Annotated in this window: 26 protein-coding genes and 1 pseudogene; 11 read left to right on the top strand and 16 right to left on the bottom strand. The window is 43.4% G+C overall.

Translation table 11 applies throughout. The annotated features are described in order from the left end of the window. Positions 1-147: 147 nt before the first annotated feature. Together csaB and RAM70_RS06405 are read left to right on the top strand one after the other, a co-directional pair. Positions 148-1,185, top strand: coding sequence for a polysaccharide pyruvyl transferase CsaB (csaB, locus tag RAM70_RS06410; RefSeq protein ID WP_312672872.1), 1,038 nt, complete (start codon positions 148-150; stop codon positions 1,183-1,185). 5 nt (positions 1,186-1,190) lie between these two features. Then, a complete protein-coding gene (locus RAM70_RS06405; RefSeq protein ID WP_312672869.1) occupies positions 1,191-1,814 on the top strand; it encodes a type I restriction endonuclease subunit R in 624 nt (207 codons plus the stop codon). 148 nt (positions 1,815-1,962) lie between these two features. Here RAM70_RS06405 and RAM70_RS06400 read toward each other — a convergent pair whose 3' ends face one another. From RAM70_RS06400 to RAM70_RS06370, 8 genes are all read right to left on the bottom strand, one after another. Further along, entirely contained in the window at positions 1,963-2,253 is a 291-nt protein-coding gene (locus tag RAM70_RS06400) for a circadian clock KaiB family protein (RefSeq protein ID WP_002772019.1), read from the bottom strand. Further along, a complete protein-coding gene (locus tag RAM70_RS06395; protein ID WP_045359605.1) occupies positions 2,250-3,116 on the bottom strand; it encodes a response regulator in 867 nt (288 codons plus the stop codon). The genes RAM70_RS06400 and RAM70_RS06395 overlap by 4 nt, the downstream gene beginning before the upstream one ends. Positions 3,117-3,223: 107 nt before the next feature. After that, positions 3,224-3,484, bottom strand: coding sequence for a four helix bundle protein (locus RAM70_RS06390; RefSeq protein ID WP_425311599.1), 261 nt, complete (start codon positions 3,482-3,484; stop codon positions 3,224-3,226). A gap of 677 nt (positions 3,485-4,161) precedes the next feature. Continuing rightward, positions 4,162-6,363, bottom strand: a complete 2,202-nt coding sequence (locus RAM70_RS06385; protein ID WP_312672865.1) for a PhoX family protein — start codon at positions 6,361-6,363, stop codon at positions 4,162-4,164. Between the two features lie 317 nt (positions 6,364-6,680). Next, a complete protein-coding gene (locus tag RAM70_RS06380; protein WP_312672863.1) occupies positions 6,681-7,364 on the bottom strand; it encodes an N-acetylmannosamine-6-phosphate 2-epimerase in 684 nt (227 codons plus the stop codon). 101 nt (positions 7,365-7,465) lie between these two features. After that, positions 7,466-7,975: an inorganic diphosphatase gene (locus RAM70_RS06375; protein ID WP_002732961.1), complete on the bottom strand. Its 510-nt coding sequence runs from the start codon at positions 7,973-7,975 to the stop codon at positions 7,466-7,468. Positions 7,976-8,136: 161 nt separating this feature from the next. Next, positions 8,137-8,331, bottom strand: coding sequence for a TLTLP motif-containing protein (locus tag RAM70_RS23125; RefSeq protein ID WP_012267246.1), 195 nt, complete (start codon positions 8,329-8,331; stop codon positions 8,137-8,139). Between the two features lie 717 nt (positions 8,332-9,048). Beyond that, on the bottom strand, positions 9,049-10,227 hold the full coding sequence (locus RAM70_RS06370; RefSeq protein WP_045359598.1) for an AI-2E family transporter: 1,179 nt from the start codon (positions 10,225-10,227) through the stop codon (positions 9,049-9,051). Between the two features lie 274 nt (positions 10,228-10,501). Here RAM70_RS06370 and RAM70_RS06365 point away from each other — a divergent pair, with 274 nt between their 5' ends. Both RAM70_RS06365 and RAM70_RS06360 read left to right on the top strand, forming a co-directional pair. Beyond that, entirely contained in the window at positions 10,502-10,837 is a 336-nt protein-coding gene (locus tag RAM70_RS06365; protein WP_061430719.1) for a type II toxin-antitoxin system PrlF family antitoxin, read from the top strand. 2 nt (positions 10,838-10,839) lie between these two features. Beyond that, positions 10,840-11,337, top strand: coding sequence for a type II toxin-antitoxin system YhaV family toxin (locus RAM70_RS06360; RefSeq protein WP_312672856.1), 498 nt, complete (start codon positions 10,840-10,842; stop codon positions 11,335-11,337). Positions 11,338-11,892: 555 nt separating this feature from the next. Here RAM70_RS06360 and RAM70_RS06355 read toward each other — a convergent pair. Further along, the gene (locus RAM70_RS06355; RefSeq protein ID WP_002764591.1) at positions 11,893-12,144 is read right to left on the bottom strand and encodes a UPF0175 family protein; all 252 of its coding nucleotides are present in this window, start codon (positions 12,142-12,144) and stop codon (positions 11,893-11,895) included. Positions 12,145-12,564: 420 nt separating this feature from the next. Here RAM70_RS06355 and RAM70_RS06350 point away from each other — a divergent pair, with 420 nt between their 5' ends. From RAM70_RS06350 to RAM70_RS06335, 4 genes and pseudogenes are all read left to right on the top strand, one after another. Next, positions 12,565-12,759 (top strand): hypothetical protein, encoded by a 195-nt coding sequence (locus RAM70_RS06350; protein ID WP_004162545.1) that lies wholly within the window; start codon positions 12,565-12,567, stop codon positions 12,757-12,759. Next, entirely contained in the window at positions 12,738-12,989 is a 252-nt protein-coding gene (locus RAM70_RS06345) for a type II toxin-antitoxin system RelE family toxin (protein WP_004162546.1), read from the top strand. Before RAM70_RS06350 ends, RAM70_RS06345 begins: the two co-directional genes overlap by 22 nt. Positions 12,990-14,279: 1,290 nt before the next feature. Then, positions 14,280-14,402: pseudogene (locus tag RAM70_RS06340) on the top strand (PEP-CTERM sorting domain-containing protein); the annotation flags it as partial. A gap of 59 nt (positions 14,403-14,461) precedes the next feature. Beyond that, positions 14,462-15,178: a PEP-CTERM sorting domain-containing protein gene (locus RAM70_RS06335; RefSeq protein ID WP_312672851.1), complete on the top strand. Its 717-nt coding sequence runs from the start codon at positions 14,462-14,464 to the stop codon at positions 15,176-15,178. Between the two features lie 813 nt (positions 15,179-15,991). Here RAM70_RS06335 and RAM70_RS06330 read toward each other — a convergent pair. Together RAM70_RS06330 and speA are read right to left on the bottom strand one after the other, a co-directional pair. Further along, positions 15,992-18,007, bottom strand: coding sequence for a ribonuclease catalytic domain-containing protein (locus RAM70_RS06330; RefSeq protein ID WP_312672850.1), 2,016 nt, complete (start codon positions 18,005-18,007; stop codon positions 15,992-15,994). 86 nt (positions 18,008-18,093) lie between these two features. Then, positions 18,094-20,133: a biosynthetic arginine decarboxylase gene (gene speA / locus RAM70_RS06325; RefSeq protein ID WP_190380299.1), complete on the bottom strand. Its 2,040-nt coding sequence runs from the start codon at positions 20,131-20,133 to the stop codon at positions 18,094-18,096. 407 nt (positions 20,134-20,540) lie between these two features. Between speA and RAM70_RS06320 the strand changes: the two genes are divergently transcribed. Then, positions 20,541-21,074 carry a DUF4330 domain-containing protein gene (locus RAM70_RS06320; RefSeq protein WP_008200075.1) on the top strand — a complete coding sequence of 178 codons (534 nt, stop codon included), beginning with the start codon at positions 20,541-20,543 and terminating at the stop codon, positions 21,072-21,074. A gap of 134 nt (positions 21,075-21,208) precedes the next feature. Next, entirely contained in the window at positions 21,209-21,799 is a 591-nt protein-coding gene (gene recR, locus RAM70_RS06315) for a recombination mediator RecR (RefSeq protein ID WP_043999193.1), read from the top strand. Here the strand turns inward: recR and RAM70_RS06310 are convergent. From RAM70_RS06310 to RAM70_RS06290, 5 genes are all read right to left on the bottom strand, one after another. Beyond that, complete coding sequence (locus RAM70_RS06310; RefSeq protein WP_052426712.1) at positions 21,794-22,042, bottom strand: cyclic nucleotide-binding domain-containing protein; 249 nt, start codon at positions 22,040-22,042, stop codon at positions 21,794-21,796. The genes recR and RAM70_RS06310 overlap by 6 nt on opposite strands. Next, on the bottom strand, positions 22,043-23,368 hold the full coding sequence (ctpB, locus tag RAM70_RS06305) for a carboxyl-terminal processing protease CtpB (RefSeq protein WP_045359621.1): 1,326 nt from the start codon (positions 23,366-23,368) through the stop codon (positions 22,043-22,045). Positions 23,369-23,510: 142 nt separating this feature from the next. Further along, positions 23,511-23,930 carry an NUDIX hydrolase gene (locus RAM70_RS06300; RefSeq protein WP_312672846.1) on the bottom strand — a complete coding sequence of 140 codons (420 nt, stop codon included), beginning with the start codon at positions 23,928-23,930 and terminating at the stop codon, positions 23,511-23,513. Between the two features lie 38 nt (positions 23,931-23,968). Further along, a complete protein-coding gene (locus RAM70_RS06295; protein WP_002787450.1) occupies positions 23,969-24,328 on the bottom strand; it encodes a four helix bundle protein in 360 nt (119 codons plus the stop codon). A 19-nt stretch (positions 24,329-24,347) separates the two neighbouring features. Continuing rightward, on the bottom strand, positions 24,348-25,058 hold the full coding sequence (locus RAM70_RS06290; protein WP_312672844.1) for an OB-fold nucleic acid binding domain protein: 711 nt from the start codon (positions 25,056-25,058) through the stop codon (positions 24,348-24,350). Between the two features lie 89 nt (positions 25,059-25,147). Here RAM70_RS06290 and folD point away from each other — a divergent pair, with 89 nt between their 5' ends. Beyond that, the gene (gene folD, locus RAM70_RS06285) at positions 25,148-26,005 is read left to right on the top strand and encodes a bifunctional methylenetetrahydrofolate dehydrogenase/methenyltetrahydrofolate cyclohydrolase FolD (protein ID WP_045359588.1); all 858 of its coding nucleotides are present in this window, start codon (positions 25,148-25,150) and stop codon (positions 26,003-26,005) included. Positions 26,006-26,166: the final 161 nt, after the last annotated feature.

Here is a 26,166-nt window from a genome sequence, read left to right as displayed (position 1 = left end):
CAAGGAAAAAGTAACAAAGCGGACAAAGGAGACAGGAGACAGGAGACAGGAGACAAATTTACCATACTTTTGCCTTTTGCCTTTTGACTCTTGCCTTTTTCTGGCTGATAACTGATAACTGATAACTGATAAGTGATAACTGAATATATGCGTGCAGTAATTTGTGGATATTATGGGAGAGGAAACGGAGGAGATGAGGCATTATTAGTGTCTCTATTGCAGATGTTGCCGTCAGAAATTAAACCTATTGTTTTGTCAAATAACCCCAGAGAAACCAGTCAACGTTATGGAGTGGAAACCTGTCCTAGTCGGGATTGGTGGCAAGTTTTGCAAACTATGAAAAAAGCGGATATATTTATCTGGGGTGGCGGCAGTTTAATGCAGGATGTCACCAGTTTTGCCAGTCCAATGTATTACGGTGGTTTAATGGCTCTTGCTCAATTATTGGGCTTAAAAACTATTGCTTGGGGCCAGGGAATTGGACCATTAAATAGACCTTTTACTCGTTGGTTAACCAAAAAAGTTTTGCAACAATGTAGTTTAGTTACTGTGCGCGATGATATATCGGCTCATTTAGTCGCTGATTGGGGTATTCGTCCCATTGTTGCCCCGGATCCAGTATGGGCTTTAGAAGCTCAATCAGTCAAGGGATTATCGGATTTACCTGCCCCAAGAATCGCCGTCAATTTACGTCCCCATCCCCTATTAACCCCGGCAAAATTAGATAAATTAACCCAAGCTTTAATTGATTTACAAACCAGTACGGGGGCGTTTATTCTCCTAGTCCCTTTTCAAAAGTCGCGGGATTTGCCCCTCTGTGAAGCTGTAGCCCGTCAATTAAGGGAAAATTATCAAATCATTAGTTTAGAGGACCCAAGACAGTTAAAAGGCGTATTTCGTGGGGTAGAAATGGTGATCGGAATGCGCTTTCATAGTTTGATTATGGCCGCGGCAGAAGATTGTCGTTGTTTTGCCCTTAGTTATGATCCGAAAGTGTCGCGATTAATTGCCGAAGTACCGATGCCGGGTTGGGAATTAGATCAGTTACCAGAGGCAGTTAATGATATTAGTAACACTTGGATTAATTTTTATGCCAATGGAGAGGCATTAACCAGTGATCGCAAATATTTTTTAATCGATCAAGCTTTAATTCATCGAGAAGTTTTATCTAGATTGGTGAGCTAATTTTTATGTCGAGTGCCATTACCGAAGCGATCACGACTATTGCCCTAGCCGAGACAAGATTTAATCTCTCCTTAACAGAAGATCGGGCATTTTTTCCCGAATGGCAAAGTGATTTACTGTCTCTATCTAGCCATGAGAAAAAGAGTTTAGATGAACTAAGACAAAGGTATTTATACCAAAGATCGGCGGGACAGTTATTAGAAAAAACCGTGACTTTATTGTTAGTTTCTCCCTTACTAGCGATTGCGGGTTTTTACGATCCGCCTTTGCGAGTACGCGCAGAGGAATCGGTAAGCTTAACCGTCGATGATGGGGAAGAAATACTATCGGGTAGAATCGATGTGTTAGTCTGGTTAAATCAGTTTTGGGTGGTAATTGTAGAATCCCAAAAAACCGCCCTATCGGTTTGGACTGCCTTACCGCAAACCTTAGCCTATTTGATGGCTAATCCCCAGCCCGAAAAACCTAGCTTTGCCATCGTCACCAATGGAGATGATATTTTATTGGTCAAATTGAGAGCTAATGTCCATTATTATGCCCTATCTAGGGTATTTGCTCCCTTTATTTCCAGAGAAGAACTATATAGGGTTTTGCAGATTTTAAAACACATCGGCGCAGCGATCAAATAAAATCAAGATTAGAAATTAAGTAAGTGGTTCTAATTAAATAGAAGATAGATTTTGCCTTCGATCCCCCCTTGATCCCCCCTTATTAAGGGGGGTATCTATCTACTTATTAGCGAGGAAAAACCTAACCAGAAGAATTTTTAGGTGAATCCTAATTGAGATGGGAGTCTTTGGGAATAACATCCAAACCGAGGAGAACCTTTTGGGTATTGGACATATCACCGATAATTCTTTGTAGGGGTGGAGGAAGTTGTTTGACTAAAGTAGGAGTTACGAGAATTTTATCCTGTTCCGCTAATTGCGGCTGTTCGAGAACATCAATTATTTCTACCGTATAAAGACCGGATAACTCCTCGCGACAGATCCGAAAAATATTAGCGATCGCCCTCTGGGATTTACTTGAATCGCCCATAATATAGAGTTTGAGAAGATATTGACTCATGATTGCGTGTTATTGAACAGTTTAATGTTGCTGAGACCGATATAGTATTTACGATAGAAAGAGACGAGATAACCCATCAATTCCAGGACCATGAGACGACCTTCGCTAACGTAGGCCTGCGCTTTGGCCAGGGTGACATCCTGATTTTTTTGGCGTAGGGTGGTGGTATGAATATCCACCACATCGCGAGGACTAGCTTTTAAGAATCCTAACTTATCGGCCAAGCTTCGCAGTCGTTCCGATAGATTATGTTCCACTTTGTATGCTTGTTCTTCTAAAGCTAAATCTAATAACTCTCCGTAATTTTGGACTAATTGTTGAAAAATATCGGGAATACTCTGCCTTATTGCCTCAGAACCGAACATTTTCGCCGTGATGCTAGTTTGTCCTCCCTTGATTAACTGTTCCAGTTCGCGAAATTCTTCTTCCTGTTGTTGATGTTTAAGATTGAGTACATATTGCTGACGCTCGATCGCCACACGAATTTGATAGACTAAAAGACTACTATCGATATTATTTAACTGAATATAACCGTCAGCACCCAGTTGAAAGGCTTTAACGACTAATTTCTCATCATTGCTAGTAGTTTGAACCACTATCGGTATAGTAGAGGCTAATTCTCTGGTTTTGACTAGGATATTTAAACCAGGGGGGACAGAGATTTCCAAGCTTAAGAGGATGAGATCAAATTTCTCCCCTGCCAGTTTTTCGGCAGTTTCCTGTAGATCCTGAGCTTGGGTGAGGGTAAAAGTCAACCCCTCGGCCAGGGAACATTGGGGGGCCTTTAACAGCAATCTCTGGATTAATTTAACAGTCGTCGGTTCGTCCTCTATCAATAAAATTCTACAGAGGTCCCTAGTCATACTAAATCCTGTTTAAAAAGTATAGGAGAGTGGGGAGCGGGGAGAGGGGATTAAAACTGTATATTAACGCTTTAAGAGCCATGGCTGAGAATTATTAATTATTTGCCCTAAAATAGCCAAAATTTCTCGTATAGACTTGATAATTCTTCTCCTGTTTGTGCGTCCATATATCCGCACTGTACGGCAAAATCTAACCATGTTTGTGTTTCCGCCGCCTCCCCTTCACTATCATTGAGTTTGGCAATAAATGCGGCTTGGTATCTACGTTTACGCCATGCCTCCGCTAGATTAGCACAAACAGAACGAGAAGACCGTCGAATTTGGTCAGTTAGAGCATATTTTTCTTCTTTAGGAAAATTTTTCGACAATTGAAAAATTTTCCTAGCTGCAGAGAAGGCTTTTTGATAGGACTTCCCATCTTTATGGCTTCTAATTGGCTCAGTTGACATTTTTCGCTGCACTTAAGCTTCTAGCTAAATTATATATCTCCCTTCTCCCTTCTCCCCTCTCCCTTCTCCCCTCTCCCCCTCTACAATAATTACTCGCAGCCAGAAATACGTTGGATAGTATCATACTTTGTGCTTTTTGTCAAAAAAACTTTTTTTTTGCAATAAAACTACATAAAAAAAAGATCATCATTGCTGGTGAAATTGACTGATTTAACCGTCTTAATTAGGATCACCTTCTAAGTGTGGCAAGGGTTTCAACTATTGCTGCTCAAAAAAGCACAAAATAACCCACTATGAAATTCTATCAAATCGCTGTTACCATGATAACATCGTTGTTAAATAAAAATCTTTCTCAATTAATTCTTAAGAATTTGTAAATATTGCGGAATGTTAATTTAAATATTCTCAAGTTTTTGCCGTCAATAAATAATTTTTGCTTATCTTTGTCGAAAAATAGAACTCCTGCAAAAATCCCACATCTACCATTGGGTTAGGAGTCAGTATTCTCCGAGTCAGTATTCTCCGAGTCAGTATTCTCCGAGTCAGTATTCAGGAGATTGTTTTTATTTATTCTCCCATCTCCCATCTCCCATCTGCTATTTTGACTCGATTCGGCGAATTGCCACCACTGCCGGCCGGGGAGGTTGATTAACTTGACCACTGGGCCAATTCGACCCTAGGGGGACTTGTCGTATTTGTTCAAATTCCTGCCCATTAGTGGTTTTAAGGGCAAATTTGCGGTTTTCAAAGGCAAAATCCCGACGAATTCCCCCCGCTTCCCCCGGATGCTGTACTGCCAAAAATAACGTCTCTTGGTCGGGAGTAAAGTACAATCCCGTTAATTCCGCATCCATGGGAGCGATAGCAAAAGGATAGGGATGCTCTTGACCCTTGGCAAACACCCAAGCGCTATTATTGCCAAAAATCCCCAATAAATCCCGTTGACTAACCGGGACACCCTGGGGATAACGAGTTTTTATCTCTCGATTTAACCCACCCGTAGAAATATCGCTAACCATCCAGAGATTTCCCTGTTTATCGAACGCGAGGTTATCGGGATTAGAAAAACCCTCACCTTTCTCTGTCGGTTCCCCTCCGTAAGCGACCACATCCCAACGAAAACTTAGGGAAGCAGCATCATTATTATCTTCCCTTAAGCTGATAATCCAACCAAATTCGTAGGGTATTTCGCCATTTGGTCCTTTAAATATCTCCTTATCGGCTCCTCCCTCCGCTTGACTGGGACTACCAGAGGTAAAGGTCATATATAAAGTGCCATTCTCGTCCACTTCCGTATCTTCCGGGCGACCAGTACAAGTGACCCCAACGGCGTTAGCGGCAAAATGAGCATCGATGAGAATTGCTCCCTGTTTTTCCGTCCCATTACCCTCATACAGGTCTGCGAGGGTCTTATATTTAGCTTTGTAGGCCAGAATCTCCTCATCGTCCTTAAATAGCAGTAATTTAGTCTCATTGACCGTTCTTTCGGGATTCGGCAAAGCTACCACCCCATCCCCGCGACTGGCGGCAATTTGACTCGGTAGGACGGGATTGATCTCCGTGTCGGGATTTAAGGGTATCCAATAACCGGTTTGATCGGGGTTGAATTTCGCCCCGTAGAGCATTCCTTTTTCTAGGAGTTTTGAGTTATTTTTCTGCTTAATATCGCTAATTTTGCCCTCGGAAACGAATTTATAGATATGACCGCCTCTGCGATCGCATCCTGAATAAACCGCCAAGGGTTGCCCCGTTTGAGCGAGAAAAGCGACCGCTTCATGGCGAAAACGCCCTAACCAAGTGTGTTTTGTGCCGTAATCGTCGGGATTGGCAGGATCCACCTCCACCATCCAACCGTATTTATTTCCCGCTAACCCAAAGACGTTACCCCGGCCATCCACTTCCCCACTATTGAGAATAAAGGGGGTAGTATCCGGATCCAAAGAGGAACCATCTTTTAACACTACCTCCGTCACTTGTTCTTGAAAGTTCTCCTCGGCACTAAATACGGTTCCCCAAGGAGTTGTTCCCCCAGCGCAATTTTGAAACGTTCCGATAATTTTTGCCCCTAATCCGTCATCGTAGCCAAGTTTATCAATTTTGGTAAAAATTGCTACAGCAGGACCGGTCGCTTTCAGGTAATGACCGTCCTTTAGTCCAGAAATACCGGTAATGCGGCGATCGGCGTTACTATAGGTACGTTGCCATTTTCCCGTTTGATCTTTAGCGAGGGAAATTACGCCAATTCCCTGATCAATTAAGCCTTCTAGGGAGATTTCCTCGATTTTTGCCCTTAAGCTGGCATCTTGCAGACGATAGGCGGCAATTTCACCCTTTTCGTTGGTTTTTTCTCGTACTTCCTTGACGGGTAGGGTTTTACCAATCACTTGTTCAAAGGTTTGTAGCCAAGTACGACCACTGATATATTCAAAATTAACGGTTAGATAACCTTGACCCGGACTGGTTTCGATAAAAGATAGATAATCATTGTTATAACCGAAACGGGAATCACCCACTTTATCCCCCCACTGCGCCAGCACATCAGATGTGAATCCTTGAGGAAGAACGAGATCATCTAGGACTGTATAGGTTTGATAGGCATTTTTTTGGCTTTCATCGCTCATGCCGTCAATTTTTAAGGGAATCGGCAGTTTGACTGGGGCAAAGTTGAAGCCGAAACTATTAGCAGCGATCGCAGGACTGCTAATCAGAGAGGAATATTTTTTCTCTTGCAGACTGAAAAAAGAGACACCGGCAGTCGCAGTTAAAAAGGTGAGGAAATTACGGCGAGAAATACTCATATTTTCAGAAATAAAGTCAAAACTGGTGTTCAGACCTTGATTAGGTTAAATTTTATTACATAAACTTGACATAGGGATTATATATTATCCAAGTTATGACTAAGTTAACAGCCAGTTAAAAGTAATCAGTAATCAGTGATCAGTAATCGGTGCAAAGACAGTAGAAAACTGCCATTTAATACTGCTCGCTTAATCCATACTGCACACTTAAAACTCAAATCTGATAACTGATAACTGATAACTGATAACTGAATAATCGCTTTGGTTGTCGCTATTTTGGGTGGTGCGGCTAAACTTTTTGGGGTTTTTCCCTCCCATTAATCCTTTGATAACATTCCTTGTAAAAAAGCGGTAGTTTTTAAATCAATACCTGTAATTGCCGTGCCGACAACTACCGAATATGCACCAACTTCTAGGGCTTTTTTGGCTTCTGTTGGAGTCGATATTCCTCCTTCACAGATAACAGGAACTGATAACTTATTAACTAATTCTTCTAGGAAAGAAAAACTCGGCGGATGCAGATGTTTAGTGGCTTCTGTGTAACCGTAAAGAGTTGTACCGACAACATCAGCACCGGCTGCCACCGCATAAATAGCACTTTCGATCGAGTCTATATCTGCCATGACTAATTTACCAGTTTCCCGATGAATACGATCGATAATTGTGGCTAAATTTTCATCATTAGGACGCTTTCTGGGAGTAGCATCTAAGGCAATTATATCGGCACCCGCATCAGCAATGGCCAGAGCATCTTGATATTTGGGCGTAATATATACCGAACAATCGGGATAATTGCGTTTCCAGAGTCCAATTATCGGTATATCCGGCAATTGTTGACGGGTGGCTTTCAGATGAGCGGGACTATCAATTCTTACCCCACAAGCACCCCTATCCACACAAGCATGAGCCATGGCGGCAATAATTACAGGATCGTGCAGAGATGACTCCACTGGCGCTTGACAGGAGACGATTAAACCCGATTTTAAGGTTTCTATTCGCATAAATTGGGGTGTGGGGAGTATTGTCAGTGAACAGTGAACAGTAAACAGTAATCAGTGAAAAAACTCAAATCTGATAACTGATAACTGATTTTGGACTTAGATTACTTATAAGCAGCAATACACTGTTCGACTAAAGCAGTTACTGCGTCCACATCTTTCCAACCGAGAATTTCTGTGACTTTTTTCTCTAGATTTTTATAGGTTTTGAAAAACTCGGCGATTTCGTCCAAGCGATGGGGAGAGACATCTTTGAGAGATTTTACCTCTGCATAACGGGGATCTTTAGCGGGAACACAGAGAATTTTTTCATCGCGATCACCACCATCGATCATTTCTAACATACCAATGGGACGCGCTGTAATCACACAGCCGGGGAAAGTAGGCTGATCCATGATCACCATACCATCTAAAGGATCGCCGTCATCGGCGAGGGTATTGGGAACAAAACCATAATCACAGGGATATTGTACCGAAGAATAGAGAACGCGATCGAGAGCAAAGGCGTTTAAATCCTTATCAAACTCGTATTTATTCTTACTACCGGCGGTAATTTCCACTAAAACGTTAATTAAACCGGGTTTCGGTTGGGCAGGAATGCGCGATAAATCCACAAGCTTTCTCCAAATACAAGACAATAGCGCCTTTAGAGTCACCTAAAAGCGCAAGCAAAGTTAAAACACACTTTGATTAACTCCGATCCAAATTTTACCCATAAGGGGGATCGGGACGAAGAAAAAAAATTTTATCTTGGCAATCGTCTATCTCAATTCTGTCACCTCATTTGCCTCGTTAGGGAGTAGGATGTGTTACCGGTAAGGGGTTCTTCGGTATAGTTAGGCGTGGAGTTATATCCAATCGCTAACAAGGGTAACGTTAGGGTCAGAATTGCGATCATGGTTCCGAGTAAATTGGCCCACCTATGACTAGGAGGTTCGGAAGTCTTCCCTGACGGGTTGCTTGATTCCATAAAGGGGTCGTTTTGAACTCGACAAGTAAAGAATATGAGAGACATATAGAGCAGTCAGCTATCGGCCTTGAGCTTTTAGCAAATTACTGCTATTTTTTGCTTTTGAGCTTGGTTAACGTCTCGTTAAAAAGCGAAACATTAACAGCAATACTCTCCCTACTAATTATATTTTACCCATTTTTTTCCAGGAGTTCACTCTGATACTTTTCTTGACGATCTCTCCAGATCATGGTCTGTTGGTTTTTGTCCATGTCATACTAAATCAGTTTTTAATAACTGGATTTAGTATCAATCCACAAAAAAAAATGTCTGAAGGGCTTAAATATTAAGCGATCCAAACATTCTTTCATTGCAATCGGAGGGTGATATTGACTTTATGTCTTAACTTCGAGCTTACGATAGAAAGCTGGCTGTTAATGTAGCCTATTTAACCAAAATATCGATTTTTTGCTGATTTATCGGGAGAAAAAATGACCTGTTCTTAGAAATTATCCGAGTTTAGAGATAATTGGTTAGCTAATCTCCCAATAGGCCCGGCCGCAGAGACCAGCAAGGCATCCGTCAGGGACGGCGATTAGGGCAAGTGGAGTTAATCTACCAATATAGATATCATAACTCGATCGAGGGAGAAAAACCAAGATTCTGCGAGAAAATTGCCGATTTATCCCGGCCAAGATTACTGCTCAGATCGCCCCAGATCATGCCGTCAGTCATTCTTCAGCGAGAAACCACCTCACTAGAGGATTCTGATTCTAGGGGGAGAGAGGGTTTAATTATCCCGTATTTTGTCTCCTCTGGTGTCACTTGACGGATGACCTCCAAAGCTTCCTTGATCATTACTGCCATGGGAACCGCGACAATCACCCCCAGTAAACCGCCCACTCGCGCCCCCGTCAAGACCGAGACCAACACCCAAAAGGGATTTAACCCCGTGACACTGCCCAAAATCCGGGGAGCAATGCCGTTTTCGACAATTTGCTGCACCACTACAGCCACGGCTAAAACTTGTAGAGCTAAACCAATATCGCGCAAAGCTAGTAAAGCTGTCACCGTGACAATGCCGACAGTTCCCCCAAAAGGGATTAAAGCGATGGTGCCAATCAAAAGGCCGAATAGGAGACCAAAAGGGACTTTAATCGATAAAAAGGCCGTGACTAATCCCAGGGCCATGCAGGTGGCGCAAATTACCTGTCCGACAAAGTAATTCTGAAAACTTAAGCGTAGGGTTAGGGAAAAGGGTTGTTGGACGGGTTTGGGCAACCATTGGATAATACTCCTCCAGATATCGGGACTGTGGAGAAGTAGATAAAAGGTGAGGATAATGGTTAGCAGCACATCAAGCACCCGCACCACGGTAAAAACGGTGAGATTAAGGGCTAAATTAACGCTTCTTCCCGCTAGAATTTGCAATTCTGCCCCTAAACGACTGTTAAACTGAGCGATCAGACCATCGAAACTGATCGGAATCGGTAGATTCATCGTGTCGATTTTGGTATCTAGTTGCATCAGTTGGCGCTGTCCTGAGTCTAACCATTCTGGCAATCTGTTGACAAATTGCTGCGCTTGGGTGAAGACTAAGGGAACTAGGGTGATTCCCACGGCCACAAAAATTAAAATCGTGATCAGGGAAACCACGATCGCAGCTAAACCCCGTTTTAATCCCTGACGTTCCAACCAAGTCACTGGATAACCCAAGAGAAAAGATAGAACCGCCGCTATCAGTAAAATAACAAATAAAGATTCAAAATAGCCAAAAATTGCCGATAATGCCCAGGCATTCAGAACTATAAGTGGTGCAGCTAGAGCAATCACCAGTAAGCGAGATAAAGAATTCAGAGATTGCCACCACGTCTGAACCCAATTGCGTTTCGGGGGGACGACTTTAACTTCCACCATGAAGCCTCTTAAAAGGGTTGTTTCAATACTTGTATTCTGACAGATCGAAGCCTAACCCGCTAACTCAACGGGGGGGAAGTGGGGTGATGGGGTGTGGGATGCTGACAGGTGTAGGTTTATTACAACAACCTTATGGGTGTAACAGGGGCATCCTGCCGACATTTAAGGTGAACGGAGCCGTTAGGCTGTAGATCTAGTCACTCCATACTTGACAAGACAATGCAGTTGCATTACCATCAAGATCTAGTTTTTACAGACAGGTTTAGAAGTCGCAATGGCTGCAACGATGGCCCCATGCCCAGAATCCACTCTTACCGATCGCTATCAGACTACAATTCCCGATTCTGTTCGCAAAGCACTTGGCTTGAATAAGCGTGATAAAATCTGCTACAACATACAGCCTAACGGCAAAGTATGGATTTCCAAGGCTGACGGAGCAGAAGAAAATGATCCGGTGCTTGGGAAATTTCTGAATTTTCTTGCACAAGATATGGAACAGAACCCTCAACACATACAGGCAATTAGTTCTAACCTAGTCAGTCATGTTCAATCTTTGGTCTCTGGCGTTGATCTGGATCTTGATGCACCACTTGTGGATGAGGACGAATAAGGTTGTCTATAGATCAGCCCCTAATAATTAATGGATGGAACATATTTGCTCATCCTCTGTTCCTTGAACAGTTTGAAGAACTTGTGACGCAGGTTGAAGAGCTGCGTCACAAGTTTCCTCAAGATTATAAAAGGAAAAATGCGACAAAGCGTCTAGCTGCCATAGCAAAGTTAGCCTTTGATACTATTCCTCAAGACCCAACTCGCAGTGAGTATCGACAGGGAACTGCGCTTGGAGACGATTACAAACACTGGTTTAGAGCCAAGTTTTTTCAGCAGTATCGACTGTTTTTTCGATATCATCAAGAGAGTAAAATAATTCTTCTCGCTTGGGTCAATGATGAAAACTCTAAACGAGCTTATGAGAGTAGTACAGACGCTTATAGAGTCTTTAGAAAAATGCTGGAGACCGGTCATCCTCCAGATGATTGGAATGACCTACTCAAAGAGGCGAAAAGTACAATTAGCCGTTTACGCGAAGCTGCTGAAACCGAAATTTAATGATAGATATGTCTGGACTTACCCATACATAAATACTAAAAAATCAACACAACCCTTATGGAGCTTCTCAGAAAAAATTGAAAAGAGGCTACTGGGTACATTTTTCACTTGAAAATGGCTTTACCGTTGACTGTATCTGGAGTAGAGCGATTCTATAGAGTTGGCTGTATAGCGATCGCTAACCTGATTGTAACAGATAGTGTCATCAATCTCTAGAGTAAGCGATTCCCTCTGTAGCCATGTTTAGATAGCTAGTACATTTGCACTAGAGAAGTTCAGTTATATCAAAGAATTTTAGTTATCTGGCTCTTCGGTTTATGTTATGCAATGAGCGGGGGTTATAGAGGATGTAACCCTTGTATAGAAAGGCATTTAGCGATTTTTGTTAATTATTTTTGTCTAGAGCGAACTAATCAATTAAGTCTCTTGCCAGATAAGGATTTAGTCGATTTATGCTCCCCTATCGAACCATACCAAGTAACGAAGAGCCTTTTTTTTTAGCATACTTACTCTCCAGCTAATCGAAGAACATCATTGACAACTTTATCAGGAGGATTAGGCATTGACAATATCTTGCTCTAATTGTTCAGTCGTTAAAGAAAAAGGGGAGACTTGATAACGTCCCAAAATAGTTAAAAATTCTACCCGTGACATTCCGGCTAATTGGGCTGCACGTCCTGAAGATAGTTTGTCAAGTTCAAAAAGTTTAACGGCTGCCAATATTTTTAATTCTCTTGATAGATTTTCAGGAGTTTCTTTGAGACTAATTAAGATTTCTTCAGGAATTTCAAGGGAAATAGTGCTCATTTTCTTTCTCTCTCAATAATTGTCTCTATTCTACACCAATAAAATTAGTCCTTCTCTGTGAGCAGAATCAGTAACGGGTTTCCCCTCTCCAGCCGACAGAATGAGCGGGTGCAGCCTATCTTGTCCTCAAGGGGTTGGAGACCAAACCTCTACGGCTTTATGGCAATATAATCGTGCTTAATTTGGGTTAGCGATCGCGTTGAGGGGCAGTCAAGGGAGAACACAAAGGCGAATCCGACATACCGCGCTACAATCCCTCACGGAAGACGATAGTTCGCCTGAGAAGGAGTAAAACAGGGGAAACTAATTGAGACTCCTTCTCCTGTGAATCGATGCGATCGCACTCTTAGGATACACTTATAAATGCGGTAAAATTTAAAATGAAAGCCAGAAAAACAATATGGAAGTAAGGGCAGTAGCATGAACGACCAAAGTGCTGTAGATATTGAGCAATTCCTAGAGTATTTAGAAACTTCTGAGACGGCTGATGACGTGCTTCCCGAAGAAATTGAAGCGGCAGAGAAAGCCTATCAGGAGTATCTAGAAGGGCGCGATCCTGGCAAATCCTTAGTTAAGTTAAAGGCTGAATTAGGATGTGGCGTTACATCATCTTAAAACCAGCCGAGCGTTACCTAAAACGGTTACAGCCTCGTAGCCAAGAGCGTATCTTAAATGAACTGGATCAATTGCTGGTTAGTCCTACTCAGACAGATTTCAAAAAACTTAAAGGGCGTGAAGGTTATCGTCTGCGAGTTGGTAATTATCGGGTATTAATGCAAGTCAATCGAGAAGAACGGCTTTTCATTATCACTGAGATCGGTTCTCGTGGTGATATTTATAAATAATACCGAATCCGACATACCGCTCCACAATCCCTCACGGAAGAGGATAGGTCGCCCGAGAAGGGGTAAAACAGGGGAAACTACTTGAGAGTCCTTCCTTTGGGAGTCGCTGCTAGGGAGAGAAATATAAAGATTTATTAAATTGTAGTTTTTGATACTTTATTGGGGGGGGTAGTGTGTATAGTTCTGTTGTCCGTCTTTGTTGTTGGGTTGGGCTGTTGCTTGACCTGAGATATTAAGAGAGGGGATCAAAGTTTTGCCTGATTGAAATTTGGAGTAAGACAAATGACATTTTCAAGAAAAATTGCAAGCAAAATCAGCCTTATAATTTTAATTTCAGCACAGCTTTTAAGCACAATAAAAATTGCAAAAGCTGAAGCAGTTGCCAAAGGTTGTGGCGACGTTTCAATTATTGGATTAGAAAAGATTATCACAAAGCCCGTTATATTAATTACATTAGCAATATTGAATGGTGATGATTTTATTGTTCAAATTCCTATTAATAGAATTGCTAAAGGTCAAGTTGGAGCTTCTGCGAATGCCAGTGGTCCATTCAGTAGTCAGAGTAACAGTTTTCCTGGTACAGGAAAGGGTAATGATCCTGCAAAACCAAATTCTTTTGTTGGAACAATATTTACCCCTCCAAACACAACTGCAGGTATAGCTACTCCTTTGGTAAAAGCATCAGTGTTTAAGGCTAACTCCGAAGCACAAGCTTCAATATCAAGCAATATTGTAGTAGGTAATACACCGGGAAGTATTCTTGGAATTAGTGCTGCAACAACAACAGCTTGTAGTGCAAATGCCTTTATAGGACGGTCTGCTAGTGCTGCTGCTGCTGGCACAGATCCTTTTATTTTAGATCCTCTAACTCAGATAACCAAAGCAGTTTTAACTGTAGATTTACTATCGAATACTTCAAGCGATCCTAATGCAGGATTCGGTTTATCAGCTTATGCATCGCCAGATGGAAGTGCTAGTGCTTCATTTACTTTAAATGCTGTTACTAACATTCCAGGATTACCCGAATTATTTAATCTGAACTTAAGTCTGAACTCTGATTCAAATCAAGTGAATGTATCCTTTTTAAGCCCATTAATTAGTTCTCCAATATCCTCACAAGACTTTGATACAAATATCGATCCTTTGCTGCCAGGATACTTTCTATTAAATCCCAATAATAGTAAGTTTTCAATACCTTTTTATATTCCAGCAGGTACGTTGGGAGAAGATGAAATCGGGCAGTTTGGATTAGCACTCGATATTTTTCAAAGCGGTACTGCTTCTGCTGCGGTACCCGAACCTTCTTTCATATTGAGTCTTTTTGCTTTCGGAACTCTCGGTACAGCTTCAACCCTCAAACGCAAACTAAAGCCATCCAAATCGACAGAAAAGGAAATGACAAAAGTTGGCTAATAGCCTCAAAGTAAAACTACAACCTTACACCAACAAAAACACTACTCAGGAGTAAAAAAATGAAAAATGTGACTTTGGCTTTGGCTCTTGGAACTGCTGTAGTTACTACAGTTCTTAGCTTGGTTGCTGAATCCGCTCACGCTCTTACATTCCGGTTCGATGGGTTACGAACTGATGATGACTCATTCGATTTAATCCTAACCACTGAAGATACACTAATAACTGAAAGTTATCCGTCTTACACTGACCCTCTGTGGGGGCCACTCGCTGGTACTTCCCCAGCTTATACCTTTACTGGTTACCGAGTCACGTCGGTGTCGGGGACATACACCGACGAAAGCATCACATATCCTATTGTTGGACTTCTTCCAGTTGGTTCGATTGTTTCCGCTGCTGGTGATCAGATTCCTCATTCCCCTACAGACAACCTTTTCAATCCCGATGGTGGATTTGCACCGGACTTCCCATTCTTGCCAGTAGGAGACACATTCCGTAAATTTTCTTTTGGTGGTATAGCTTTCAATATCCAAGAAGGAACTTTGATAGAACCCTATCAAGTATTCGCCCGCTCAGATTTTAACTCAACTTGGTCGAACCCACCAGGCTTTTCTGACTATGCAGGCTGTCCCGGTTCTTGCGTTGGGGTTGTAGAAGTGGTGGAACCCACTTCCACTCTCAGTCTCCTCGCCCTCGGCACTCTCGGCGCAGCTTCAACCCTCAAACGCAAACTCAAGTCGTCCAAATCCTCAGAAAAGGAAACCACAAAAGTCTCCTAAAAATCATCAATGAAAAACTCACAATCGCCCCTTCATTTAGTCACTTGAAGGGGTTTATTTTTACCATCTTTTTTAACCTTAAAAAATTTCCAGTGATCTTAGAAAAGGGTGAGAAACTCGGCTGAATTGATAATTGGAATCCCTTGATAAGTATCGATAATTAAAAAATCACTTTTTTTGCGATCATAACTCGTGGTTAAATTAATCTGATGTTCGCGTTAAGGCTATTTTGAGACTTCCTCAACGCGGGAATCAGGGTTCCAGCCAACGGCAGAATAAGGGTTTCAGCTTAACCCGAACTTACGTTAATTAGTCATCCCAATCTGAATTCCCAGAAAATAAAGTTAATCTAAACATTTGCCTGACTTAGAGAATCTTGATTCTGTTTTTTTTGTAAGAATTCAATGGGTTGATGAGTAACCAGAGAATAGAGAACATCAGGGTCAGAAACGTTGAATCCTGTAATAAAACTTTACATTGACAAGTATGGTTCTTCGTTACTTAGTATAGTTCGATAGGGTGGCATAAATCGACTAAATTCTTATCTGGCAAGAGATTTAATTGATTAGTTCGCTCTAGATCGAAAACAATTGATAAAAATCGCCAAATGCCTTTCTCTATAAGAGTTTCATCCCTTATAACCTCCGTCCATTGCATAACACAAACCGAAGAACCTTATTTAGGGTTTGCGGCAAAAAGCTTTTCGGTGGTGGCAGGGTGTGGGGTAGTGGAGCATTTGGCTGAAATTTCCCTAAACCCCGTAAATCCCTATCACCCTATCTCTCGACTCCTGAATACTGACTCCCCGAGAGATTAAATTGCTTGGGAGGAGACAAAACCCGATAGCTCGCGAAAACGGATCTCATCGCGGTGGGGATCAGAGCGACTAACTTGTACTTGAAAGCGATCGCCTAAAGATACCGAACGCTCAAAACGATGGGGTAATTCTAACCCCAATTCCTCCAATAAAATCAAGCCTAAATTTTCCTCTTCCCGCAGCCAGCGTAAAACCAAAGCTTGCCAGACTTGATCTCCCTGTCGTCGCAAAAATTCCAAACTCCAATAACGATTAGTTTGTCGTTCCACCGAGGTGGCTTCTTGGGCCGAACTAGCGACACTATAGAGAATTTCCTGCATTCTATCCCGGGTAAAAGGCAGTTGATCGCCCCGTAGATGAGCTTTTAGTTGAAAATGGGTCAAAAGGTCAGTATAACGGCGAATTGGCGAAGTTACTTGGGAATAGGTATTCAATCCCAGACTAGCATGACGGTTAGGAATTGTCGTCATTTCACTGCGCGGCATACAGCGACGCAAGGCACAGGAACGCACAGGGCCCGCGGGTAGTAAAATTAACTCCTCATCGGGGGGTAATTCTGGTTGTGGTTGTCCGCGGAAAGGCACGGGTATCTCGTGTTGCTGACAGTAGCGACCGGCGATTTCTCCAGCTAAAATCATCATTTCCGCCACTAATTGCCGAGATGGGGATACCTCCTGCAATTCTATGATAATTTCGTCGTTATCCTTCACCTTAATGGATGATTCTGGCATTTGGATGTTAATCGATCCCTGAGATTTGCGCCATGCGTGGCGTTGTTTGGCCCAACGGTTGAGAATCCTCACTTCCGGTTCATGCTGCAGATCCAGATGTAACATTTCGTCCACATCTTCGTAGGTGAGGCGATAGGTAGGTTTAATTGTACTAGGATGGATTCGATAATCGGCGATCGCCCCCGTTTCATCGAGGATTACCCCAAAACTCAAGGCAGGACAAAGTTTACCCTGTATCAAACTCATTGGACCTGCGGCCAACTCTAGGGGAAACATGGGAACCATTCCCGTGGGAAGATAAAGACTGGTACTGCGACGACGTGCTTCTAGGTCTAATTCATCATCGGGAAGCACTAAACGGCTAGGATCGGCAATATGGATCCAGAGACGATGACCACCATCCGCGAGCATTTCTACCGATAATCCGTCATCGATTTCCTCGGTACTTTCATCGTCGATGGTATAAATTTTTTGGTGGGTTAAATCGAGACGATTGTTGACATCCGCATCCGCAGGGGGATTGAGTAAATTAAGACGCGCCACATCAAGTACCTTTTTCGAGAATTGAACGGGGTAGGAACTGCGTCGCAGGAAAAGGTTTTCGTGACTACTCCACCATTTCAAATCGACTAACAATTCAAAAGCAGCCTCGGGGGTTTGGGAACGGCCCAGCAGGGAGAGTATGTCCATGGCCGCTGGATATTTTTGTTCGGGTTGGAGGATAAATTTTTCTAGAGATTCCAGACGAATTCGATCGCTTTCTGACCATTCTACCGTTTCACCGGCCAAGGCTTGCTGGAGACGTTGGAGAAATTGGCTTTTTTCCCGTTGACGCTGTTGTTCCACCTCTAGCTGGTGTTTGATTTCCTCTACCTGATTTTCCGAGCGGGCCTCGTAACCATCCCCTTTATTTTTAAAATAAACTTTATCATCACTCAAGAGACAATGGGCCGCATAGCAAAACTGGGGACTGCGATCGGAAAAGAGGATCTCGGCCATGTCTTCGGGAGTAACTAACTGATTTTCCCCGGCTAATAATTCCCAGGCCACTTCTAAACCACTAGCATCTAGATAGGGTTGGACTTCTCGCAGAAAATTGCCGATCTCCCTATAGTTGGATGGACCTCCTTTGATAATGTAATCGAAGCGTTGGGGACGCAGTTTATGCGGGTTTCCCCCCTGATCGATGACGATCCAATCTTTTTTACCTTCTGGGCGATCGATCACCCCTAAGCGCCTTTCTCCTTGGACGCGAAATTCTACCAGCGTTCCCTTTTCCACTGTTTTCCTTTACTGCCTATTTATTTTGTCTATTTTGTCTATTTTCTATCATCCTCGATCGATTACTCGATCGGCAAGAACAATCATCAATCCCCACCCACTAGATAGGTATAACGTCGCAAACTGCGTTCATAATCCTGTAGGAGTAATTGGGATTCTTCCACAGTCATGCGATTTTCCTGCAAAGCTTGTTCACAACGAAGACGAATTCTTTCTAACAGATCTTCCGCAGAATACTGCACATAACTTAATACTTCCGTGATCGTATCTCCTTTGACTAGATACTCGATATCGTACCCCTTGGGACTCATCTGAATATGTACCACATTAGTATCGCCAAAAAGATTATGTAAATTGCCCATAATCTCTTGATAAGCACCCACCAAAAACATTCCTAGATAATAGGGTTCTGGAGAATGTTTACCGTTTTTGTACTCCAACGGATGCAATTCTAAAACAGATTTTACGTCCCCGCGCAAATCGATAAATTGGGCAATTTTTCCGTCACTATCACAGGTTAAATCGGCGATAATTCCCCTTTGAGTAGGTTCTCGATCGAGACGATGGATCGGCATAATTGGAAATAGTTGATCGATCGCCCAACTATCGGGAACTGACTGAAAAACCGAGAGATTGGCATAATAAATTGAGGCCATAATTTGCTCTAAGTCTTCCAAGTCATCGGGAACATAATCCTGTTGTCGGGCCACTTGCAGAATTTTGTGACAACAAGCCCAGTACAATTGTTCGGCTCTCGCCCGTTCCTTGAGACTGAGATAACCGAAATTAAACAGACTAATCGCCTCCTCTTTGAACTGTCCCGCATCGTGATAAGCTTCCTGATAATTGCGCTCATCGATACCCGTATAGGTTTCCCAGAGATTACGGAGGATGAGGTGTTCTTTCCCATTGCAGGGATCGGGAGGGTTTTGGGGAACCTCGCTACTTCCCAAGATATCAAAGATTAACACCGATTGATGAGAAGCGATCGCCCGGCCACTTTCACTAATGAGAATTGGGGGTGCAATCTGGGCATCTTCACAAGCTTCCTTGACCTCGGCCACGATATCATTGGCATAATTCTGCATATTGTAGTTTTTTGAGGCGTAGAAGTTAGTTTTCGAGCCATCGTAATCGACCCCTAAACCACCCCCCACATCGAGATAGGTCATATTTGCCCCTAATTTCGCTAATTCCACATAAATCTGACTAGCTTCGCGAATGGCATCCTTAATGACGCTAATAGCGGAGATTTGCGACCCGATATGATAGTGCAGCAGTTGCAGACAATCTAACATCCCCGCTTGTTCTAATTCCGTCACCACCGTTAAGATTTCCGGGACGGTTAAACCGAATTTTGCCCGGTCTCCCGTGGAACATCCCCAACGGCCCACCCCTTTTGTCCCCAGTTTCGCACGCACTCCCAAATGTGGGGCAATTCCTAGCTGACGACTGACGCGCAGGGTTAAATATAATTCTTCCAATTGTTCGATGACAATCAAAGGCCGATGACCGAGACGAGTGGTCAAAAGAGCGGTTTCGATGTATTCTTTGTCCTTATAGCCGTTACAAATTAGCAATGGTTGTGTTTTGTCATTTTTGCCGTTTAAGGCAGGTTCTAGGGTAGCTAAAGCAATCATTAGCTCTGGTTTTGAACCAGCCTCCAACCCAAATTGATAGGGTTTACCAAAACGCACTAAAGACTCGACGATGTGACGGTGTTGATTGCACTTGATCGGATAGACACCGCGATAGACGTTGGCATAATTATAACGGGCGATCGCTCGGTTAAAACAGGCGTTCAGGCGCTCGATCCGATCTTCCAAAATATCGCTAAACCGAATTAACAGGGGTAAACCGATATTTCGCCGCTTAATCGCCGAAACTAACTCGTATAAGTCCAAAGAACCGCCCCTTTCTCCCTGGGGCGAGACGGTGATATTTCCCGCAGCATTGATCGAGAAATAGGGTTCTCCCCAGCCTTGGATACGATAGAGATTTTCGCTATCTTCGATCGACCAATGTTTAACGGGGGCAACTTTTTCGAGGTTGTTACCGTCAGAAGGGGTCAGATCCACTGGAGATAATTGCTTTTCCTGTTTCTTAAGTTGAGTTTTACCCGCCATTGTCTATCGATCGCTCCGTGTGAGACTCCGATCTTCTATCTTAAGTCAGACTCCCTGTCCGCGACCAAGATTCTGATCATGATAGAATTTACTAGCCCTTAGGAGGCAGGATTCAGGAGTCAGGCTTCGGCCGTGAGCTCAGCGTTCGACCGAGCGTTCGACTGAGCTCACGCCGAAGTCTCACGCCGAGGTCCGAACGGAGACAGGAGGCGGTCGGCAGGAGATAGGAGATTATTTGTATTTTCTCCCCATCCCCCATCACCCTAGGGTTGATTCATAGTAGGGTTGATTCATGAATCAACCCTACCCATCACCCCCCGCAAAGGCTCGACTGAGGGTCGCCGAACGTCGCGCACGCAGTGACCACCCTGTTCCCTTCTCCCCAAAAATTTTATAGTGAACCGCTTATGAATTTATTAGACTCAAAAGGACGTTTATTCGGTAAATTTAGCTTGCTTGATATCGGGGCGGCCTTAGTAATTTTATTGACAATTATCGGTATTTTTGTTGTGCCGGGGACGAGTGGTAAAAGTACGATCGCTCAAGTGACCAAAGAACCCATAGAAGTGGATGTTATTGTCCGGGGTTTAAGTGTTCTCAATCCTAACGCTTTGATTAATCAATTCAATACCGAGAAGAAAACTAATATTGTTATTCGTAATCAACCGGCCGGTCAAGTGGATATAAAAAATGTTAAACCTTTATCGAGAAATGTCTTAGTTCCGCAGCCGGATGGTAGTGTGAAAGTCCTACCCGATCCCCGCACAGAAAACTATTCTCAAGATATGATCATGACTCTCAGTGGTCAAGCGGAAGTTACCGATACTGGTGCGGTTGTTGGCGGTCAAAAGGTAAAAATTGGCACTTTAATCGAGTTAGAAGGAGATAATTATAATTTCAACACCAGTGTTATCGATGTCCGTTTACCAAAAAGGTCTTAATCAGTGACCAGTAAACAGTGACCAGTAAACAGTGAAAAGACAGTAGGAAACTTCCATTTAACACTGCTCACTTGAAAACTCAAATCTGATAACTGATAACTGATAACTGATAACTGATAAGAGGATTAACTGCTATTTATACACCGCCTTTAGCTCGTTTGATCGAGCAGTTACAAAAATTACCCGGAGTCGGACCTAAAAGCGCCCAACGTCTGGCCCTGTATATTCTCAAACGACCAGAACAAGATGCGATCGAATTGGCCCAGGCGATCGTAGCAGCGAAAAAACAAGTAGGATTATGTCAGGTTTGTTTTCATCTTTCGGCCGAACCGATTTGTGAAATTTGCCGCAATCCCAACCGAGAAACGGGGACTATCTGTGTGGTAGCTGACTCCAGAGATGTGATTGCTTTGGAGAAAACAAGGGAATATTCGGGCAAATATCACGTTTTGGGCGGTGTTATCTCACCTATGGATGGGATTGGACCGGATCAATTAAATATACAGTCTTTAGTCACCAGAGTCAGCCAGAAAAAAATTCAGGAAGTTATCTTAGCTATCAGTCCCAGTGTCGAGGGAGAAACCACGACTTTGTATATTGGGGGTTTACTGAAACCCTTCACTAAAGTTACCCGTATCGCTTTCGGGTTGCCCATGGGCGGCGATCTAGAATACGCTGATGAAGTAACCTTAGCGAGAGCTTTAGAAGGTCGTCGGGAATTATAGAGCAGGGTGTGAGGTTTTGAGCAGTTGACTTTTTGGCGAATAATCGAGCATTTGTAGCCGAAGATACAGTTTTATACTGCGTCTTATGCTTAGTTGCAGAATTTGTAGCTGCAGAAATCTTTGGGCGGGAATCACGAGCAACTGCACGGGAGCGAGAGAGAGCGCTGTTAAATGCTTTAAAGGCTGTTCTAGAATCGCCATTTCGCCGAAACAGTCGCCGTTTCCCCAGATTTCCCAGGACAATTATTCAGCCCGACTACTCAAAGGGTTATTGAGATTGCCGGTGCCAGGACGTTTAACACTATGGGATTGTAGGAGTGAGATCGCCTGTTGATACTGGGGATCATCCTTAGTTCCCAGCAAAGAAGGATCATCGCGGAAGCGCAGTTGTTGTTCCTGGGTTAACTCGATCTGCACATCGGGTTTAATGCCTTTTTTGTAGATATTTTCGCCGTTGGGGGGATAATAACGGGCAATTGTCACCGCTAATCCGGAACCATCGGAGAGGGTGTGTACCGATTGGACGGTACTCTTGCCATAAGTCGATGTACCCACTAAAGTCGCCCGGCCATTTTCTTTCAGCGCCCCGGCGAGGATTTCGCTGGCGCTGGCGGAACCTTTATTGACCAAGACCACGAGGGGTAAATCGGTAATAGCGGTGTTATTGGCGATAAATTGGCGATCGCCGCCCCGTCGATCAATGGTGCTAACGATTTTGCCCTGTTTCATCCACATACGAGCGATATCGACACTAGCAAATAGCAAACCCCCGGGGTTGCCCCGCAGATCGAGAACATAGCCGGATACCTGTTGTTGACTTAATTCCTCGATCGCCTCTTTCATTTGTTCGGCTGCGTGGGAACTAAATTCATCCAGTTTAATATAACCAACTTTCACCCCACCTTCCTGTTTAAGGGTATAGCTAACCGAGGGGATTTCGATATCTACCCGGGTCAAAGTCACTTCAAATACCCCTTGATCGGGACGGGCCAGCTGTAAACTAACGCTAGTACCCACTTCTCCCTGTAGGGCTTCCATTGCTTGTTCTAAGGTCATTAAAGCGGTGGGTTTGCCGTTAATTCTGATCAAGCGATCGCCGCTTTTCACTCCTGCTTCCTTGGCGGGGGATTTTTTCACCGTATCGACAACGATCAGATCGCTAGTGCGTTTATCGAGGGCTAAACGTATGCCAATTCCCGATAATTCTCCAGAAGTTTGACTGGTGAGGACAGAAAATTCACTAGGGGTTAAAAAACGGGTATAAGTATCACCCAATTCCTTTAACGCTTCCCGGATTGCCGTGTAAGCTTGTTGGGGATTAGTATAATTTCTGCTTAACAATTCTTGACGTTTTTTTTGCCAATCAATTTGATGAAAACTACGGTCTACAAATTCATTATTAACAATTTGCCAAACCTGGTCGATGACTGCTTTCGGGTTATCTTCTAAGGGTTTTTCCCCTTTGGCTGCGGGGGTGAGAACCATCAGGGAACTAACTGCTAGGGTAGCGATCGCACCTCCAGATAGGAGTTTCTGCACGGAAACGAACGAGGGACGCGACTGGTTCATAAAGACAAAGCCAAAATAAGATTGACGTTTAGATAAAGCCATTCAAAAAGCGGGAGCATTTTGCCTTCGAGGGAGGTGAGGAGCAGTGTTAACTACGACTTTCGTATAGATAGGGGAGTTCCTTGTCTGGCTCTAATATCCACTATAATTCTAGTTCTATAAAATCGAGTAATATCTGGCGATGAATTTTTCCTAAAGGACGAGTCTGATTAATCTTCTGGGAATAGTATTCCCCTTGACGGATGGCATCTGGGGGTAATAAAGCTAAATCTTGCCCTTCCGTTTGCACTAATTTTTCTAATTCCAGGGTCAGGGGTACATGATAAAGATAACGGGAGAGATTATCATCGTTATAAGAGCGAAAATAGCGTAAACTAGGGGCTTCGTAGTTAATTTCTTCTTTTAACTCTCGTTTTAACCCTATTTCTGGACTTTCACCCGCTTCCAAGTGACCACCAAATAAACCCCACACCCCCGGATAGAGAATCGTCGGGATGTCGTCGCGCAACTGCATTAAAAATCGACCGTCCTGTTCCAAAATCGCCAAAGCAACAAATATCATCAGTTATCAGTTATCAGTTATCAGTTATCAGTTATCAGTTATCGGTTTTTGGTATTTTCTTGGCAGGTTTTTAGAATAGCCCAAAGCATTTTACCAATTTCCTCTGCGTCATCATTGATACTTTGAAAGGCTCTTTCCTCTATGTAATTCGTGTCTTTCAATAGAGACAGCCAATACTTTGTTTCTAGACATTCCTTATAAGCTATTGACATTTTAGCTCGAAAATCAGCTTGAGAAATAGCTCCATTAGCCTCGGCAATGTTAGCCCCGATTGAAGTGCCACTCCTTAATAGCTGTTTTGACAAAACATATTCTTGTTTAGTCTCACACAAATATTTATAGCCTTTAACAATCCTAATGGCAAATTTATAAGCTTTGTCATAAACTTTACTCTCCATCTGTTTGCCCCGCTACTGATTACTGATTACTGTTTTTCTCGCTTTGTTTATGGGGTAAAAAGAAAGCATCGAGGGGATCTGGGATGGGTTTAACCACTGCGGGGGGTTTGGGGGGAATCGCTTCCGCGACGGGTTGCGCGGGGGGATTGGGTTTAACGGGGGTAACGACGGTAGTTTCTGGGGGTTTCGTTTCAGCTGCGCTGGGAATTGTCACCTGTCGGGGATTTTCCAGGGGTTTAGTGGAGACCGGGGGAGAATTATTTTCTGGGGGTTTAACTTCTGAGGTGGGGGAAGGTTTAATTTCTGGGGACGGGGAAGGAGTAGGAACAGAATTAACCGCTACTGCATCCATCTGTTCTAATTCCACCACATACAATTCGTTAACAGTTTGGGAACCCTGGGGAATAGCCTCAAAGTCAATTTTGCCCTTAATGACGATTTCTTCGCCTTGACGGGGTAATTTATTGCTATTGGTGCGAATCCAAATCTTGCCCGAACTATCCTGCAAAAGATAGGCCCCTCCCGCTAAAAAAGGGGCATAATTGCTCACAGTTCCCCTAAGATAAACTAAAGTGCCTTTTGGTTTTTCCTGTAATTGCTCGATCGCTGTTAGGGGAGGATCACCGATGTAGGGAACGGCAATACCGAGGTCAGCAAGGGTACTACAACCGAATAACCCTAGCAATAATAATAAACTGCCGATGCGCCCTACACGAGTCTGAATAGACATTCTTGCTTTAACCTTAACGAGTGCGATTAGCCAATCTTTTTGACCATAGAATAGATCCGAAAGATTTTTGTTCTCGGTATTATCATAGAATGTCCGTAACTACTTGCCAAATTCTCGACGGGAAAGCCTTAGCTCAAAAAATCCAGCTTGGTCTAGGAGAGCGCATCCAGACGCTAAAATCTCCAATGGGAAGACCTCCGGGGTTAGCGGTGTTGATGGTGGGGGATAATCCTGCTAGTGCCGTTTATGTCCGCAATAAGGAGAAAGCTTGTACTAAAATCGGCATGGCCTCTTTTGGTCGTCATTTTCCCACCAATACAAGTGAACTAGAAATTTTAGCGGAAATTGTCCGTCTCAATCAAGATGAGCGGGTGGACGGGATTTTAATTCAATTACCTTTACCTAAGCATTTAGACGCGGTTTCCCTTCTCTACCAAATTGACCCGAAAAAAGATGCTGATGGTTTACATCCTCTCAATTTAGGCGGTTTAGTGCGGGGTGAGGACTGTATCCGCAGTTGTACTCCTGCGGGGGTCATGGCACTGCTGAAAGAATATAATATTTCCATAGCCGGTAAGCACGCGGTGGTACTGGGTCGCAGTATTCTAGTGGGGAAACCTTTAGCTTTAATGTTATTGGAGGAAAACGCTACGGTAACTATTGCTCACTCGCGCACGGAAAATCTGGCAGAAATAACCAGAAGTGCCGATATTTTAGTACCTGCGGTCGGTAAAGCCAATTTAATCACTAAAGATATGGTAAAACCGGGTGCGGTGGTGGTGGATGTGGGGATTAATCGTGTCGCTGACGGTTTGGTGGGAGATGTGGACTATGCTGGGGTTTTAGAAGTGGCTAGTTATCTTACTCCTGTTCCCGGGGGTGTCGGTCCGATGACGGTGGCAATGTTATTAAAAAATACCTTGTTAAGTTACGAACGCAAGTTATAAATCCGCAGCTACCAGCTATCAGCTATTCAGTGATTCTACCGATACAATTTTGTCAATCTAGCAAGTTGGGATTTTTACGGGGAAACTCTCTTTTAAAATTGGGCTTTACTTTTAATTTTATTACTCAATCCAGGCTTTTGGGGGGTAGAACCCCCCAAACC

This window comes from Microcystis wesenbergii NRERC-220 (genome assembly GCF_032027425.1).
Classification (GTDB): Bacteria; Cyanobacteriota; Cyanobacteriia; order Cyanobacteriales; family Microcystaceae; genus Microcystis; species Microcystis wesenbergii_A.
Note: the sequence above shows the minus strand (reverse complement) of the source record. Positions and strands in the feature narration are given on the sequence as shown.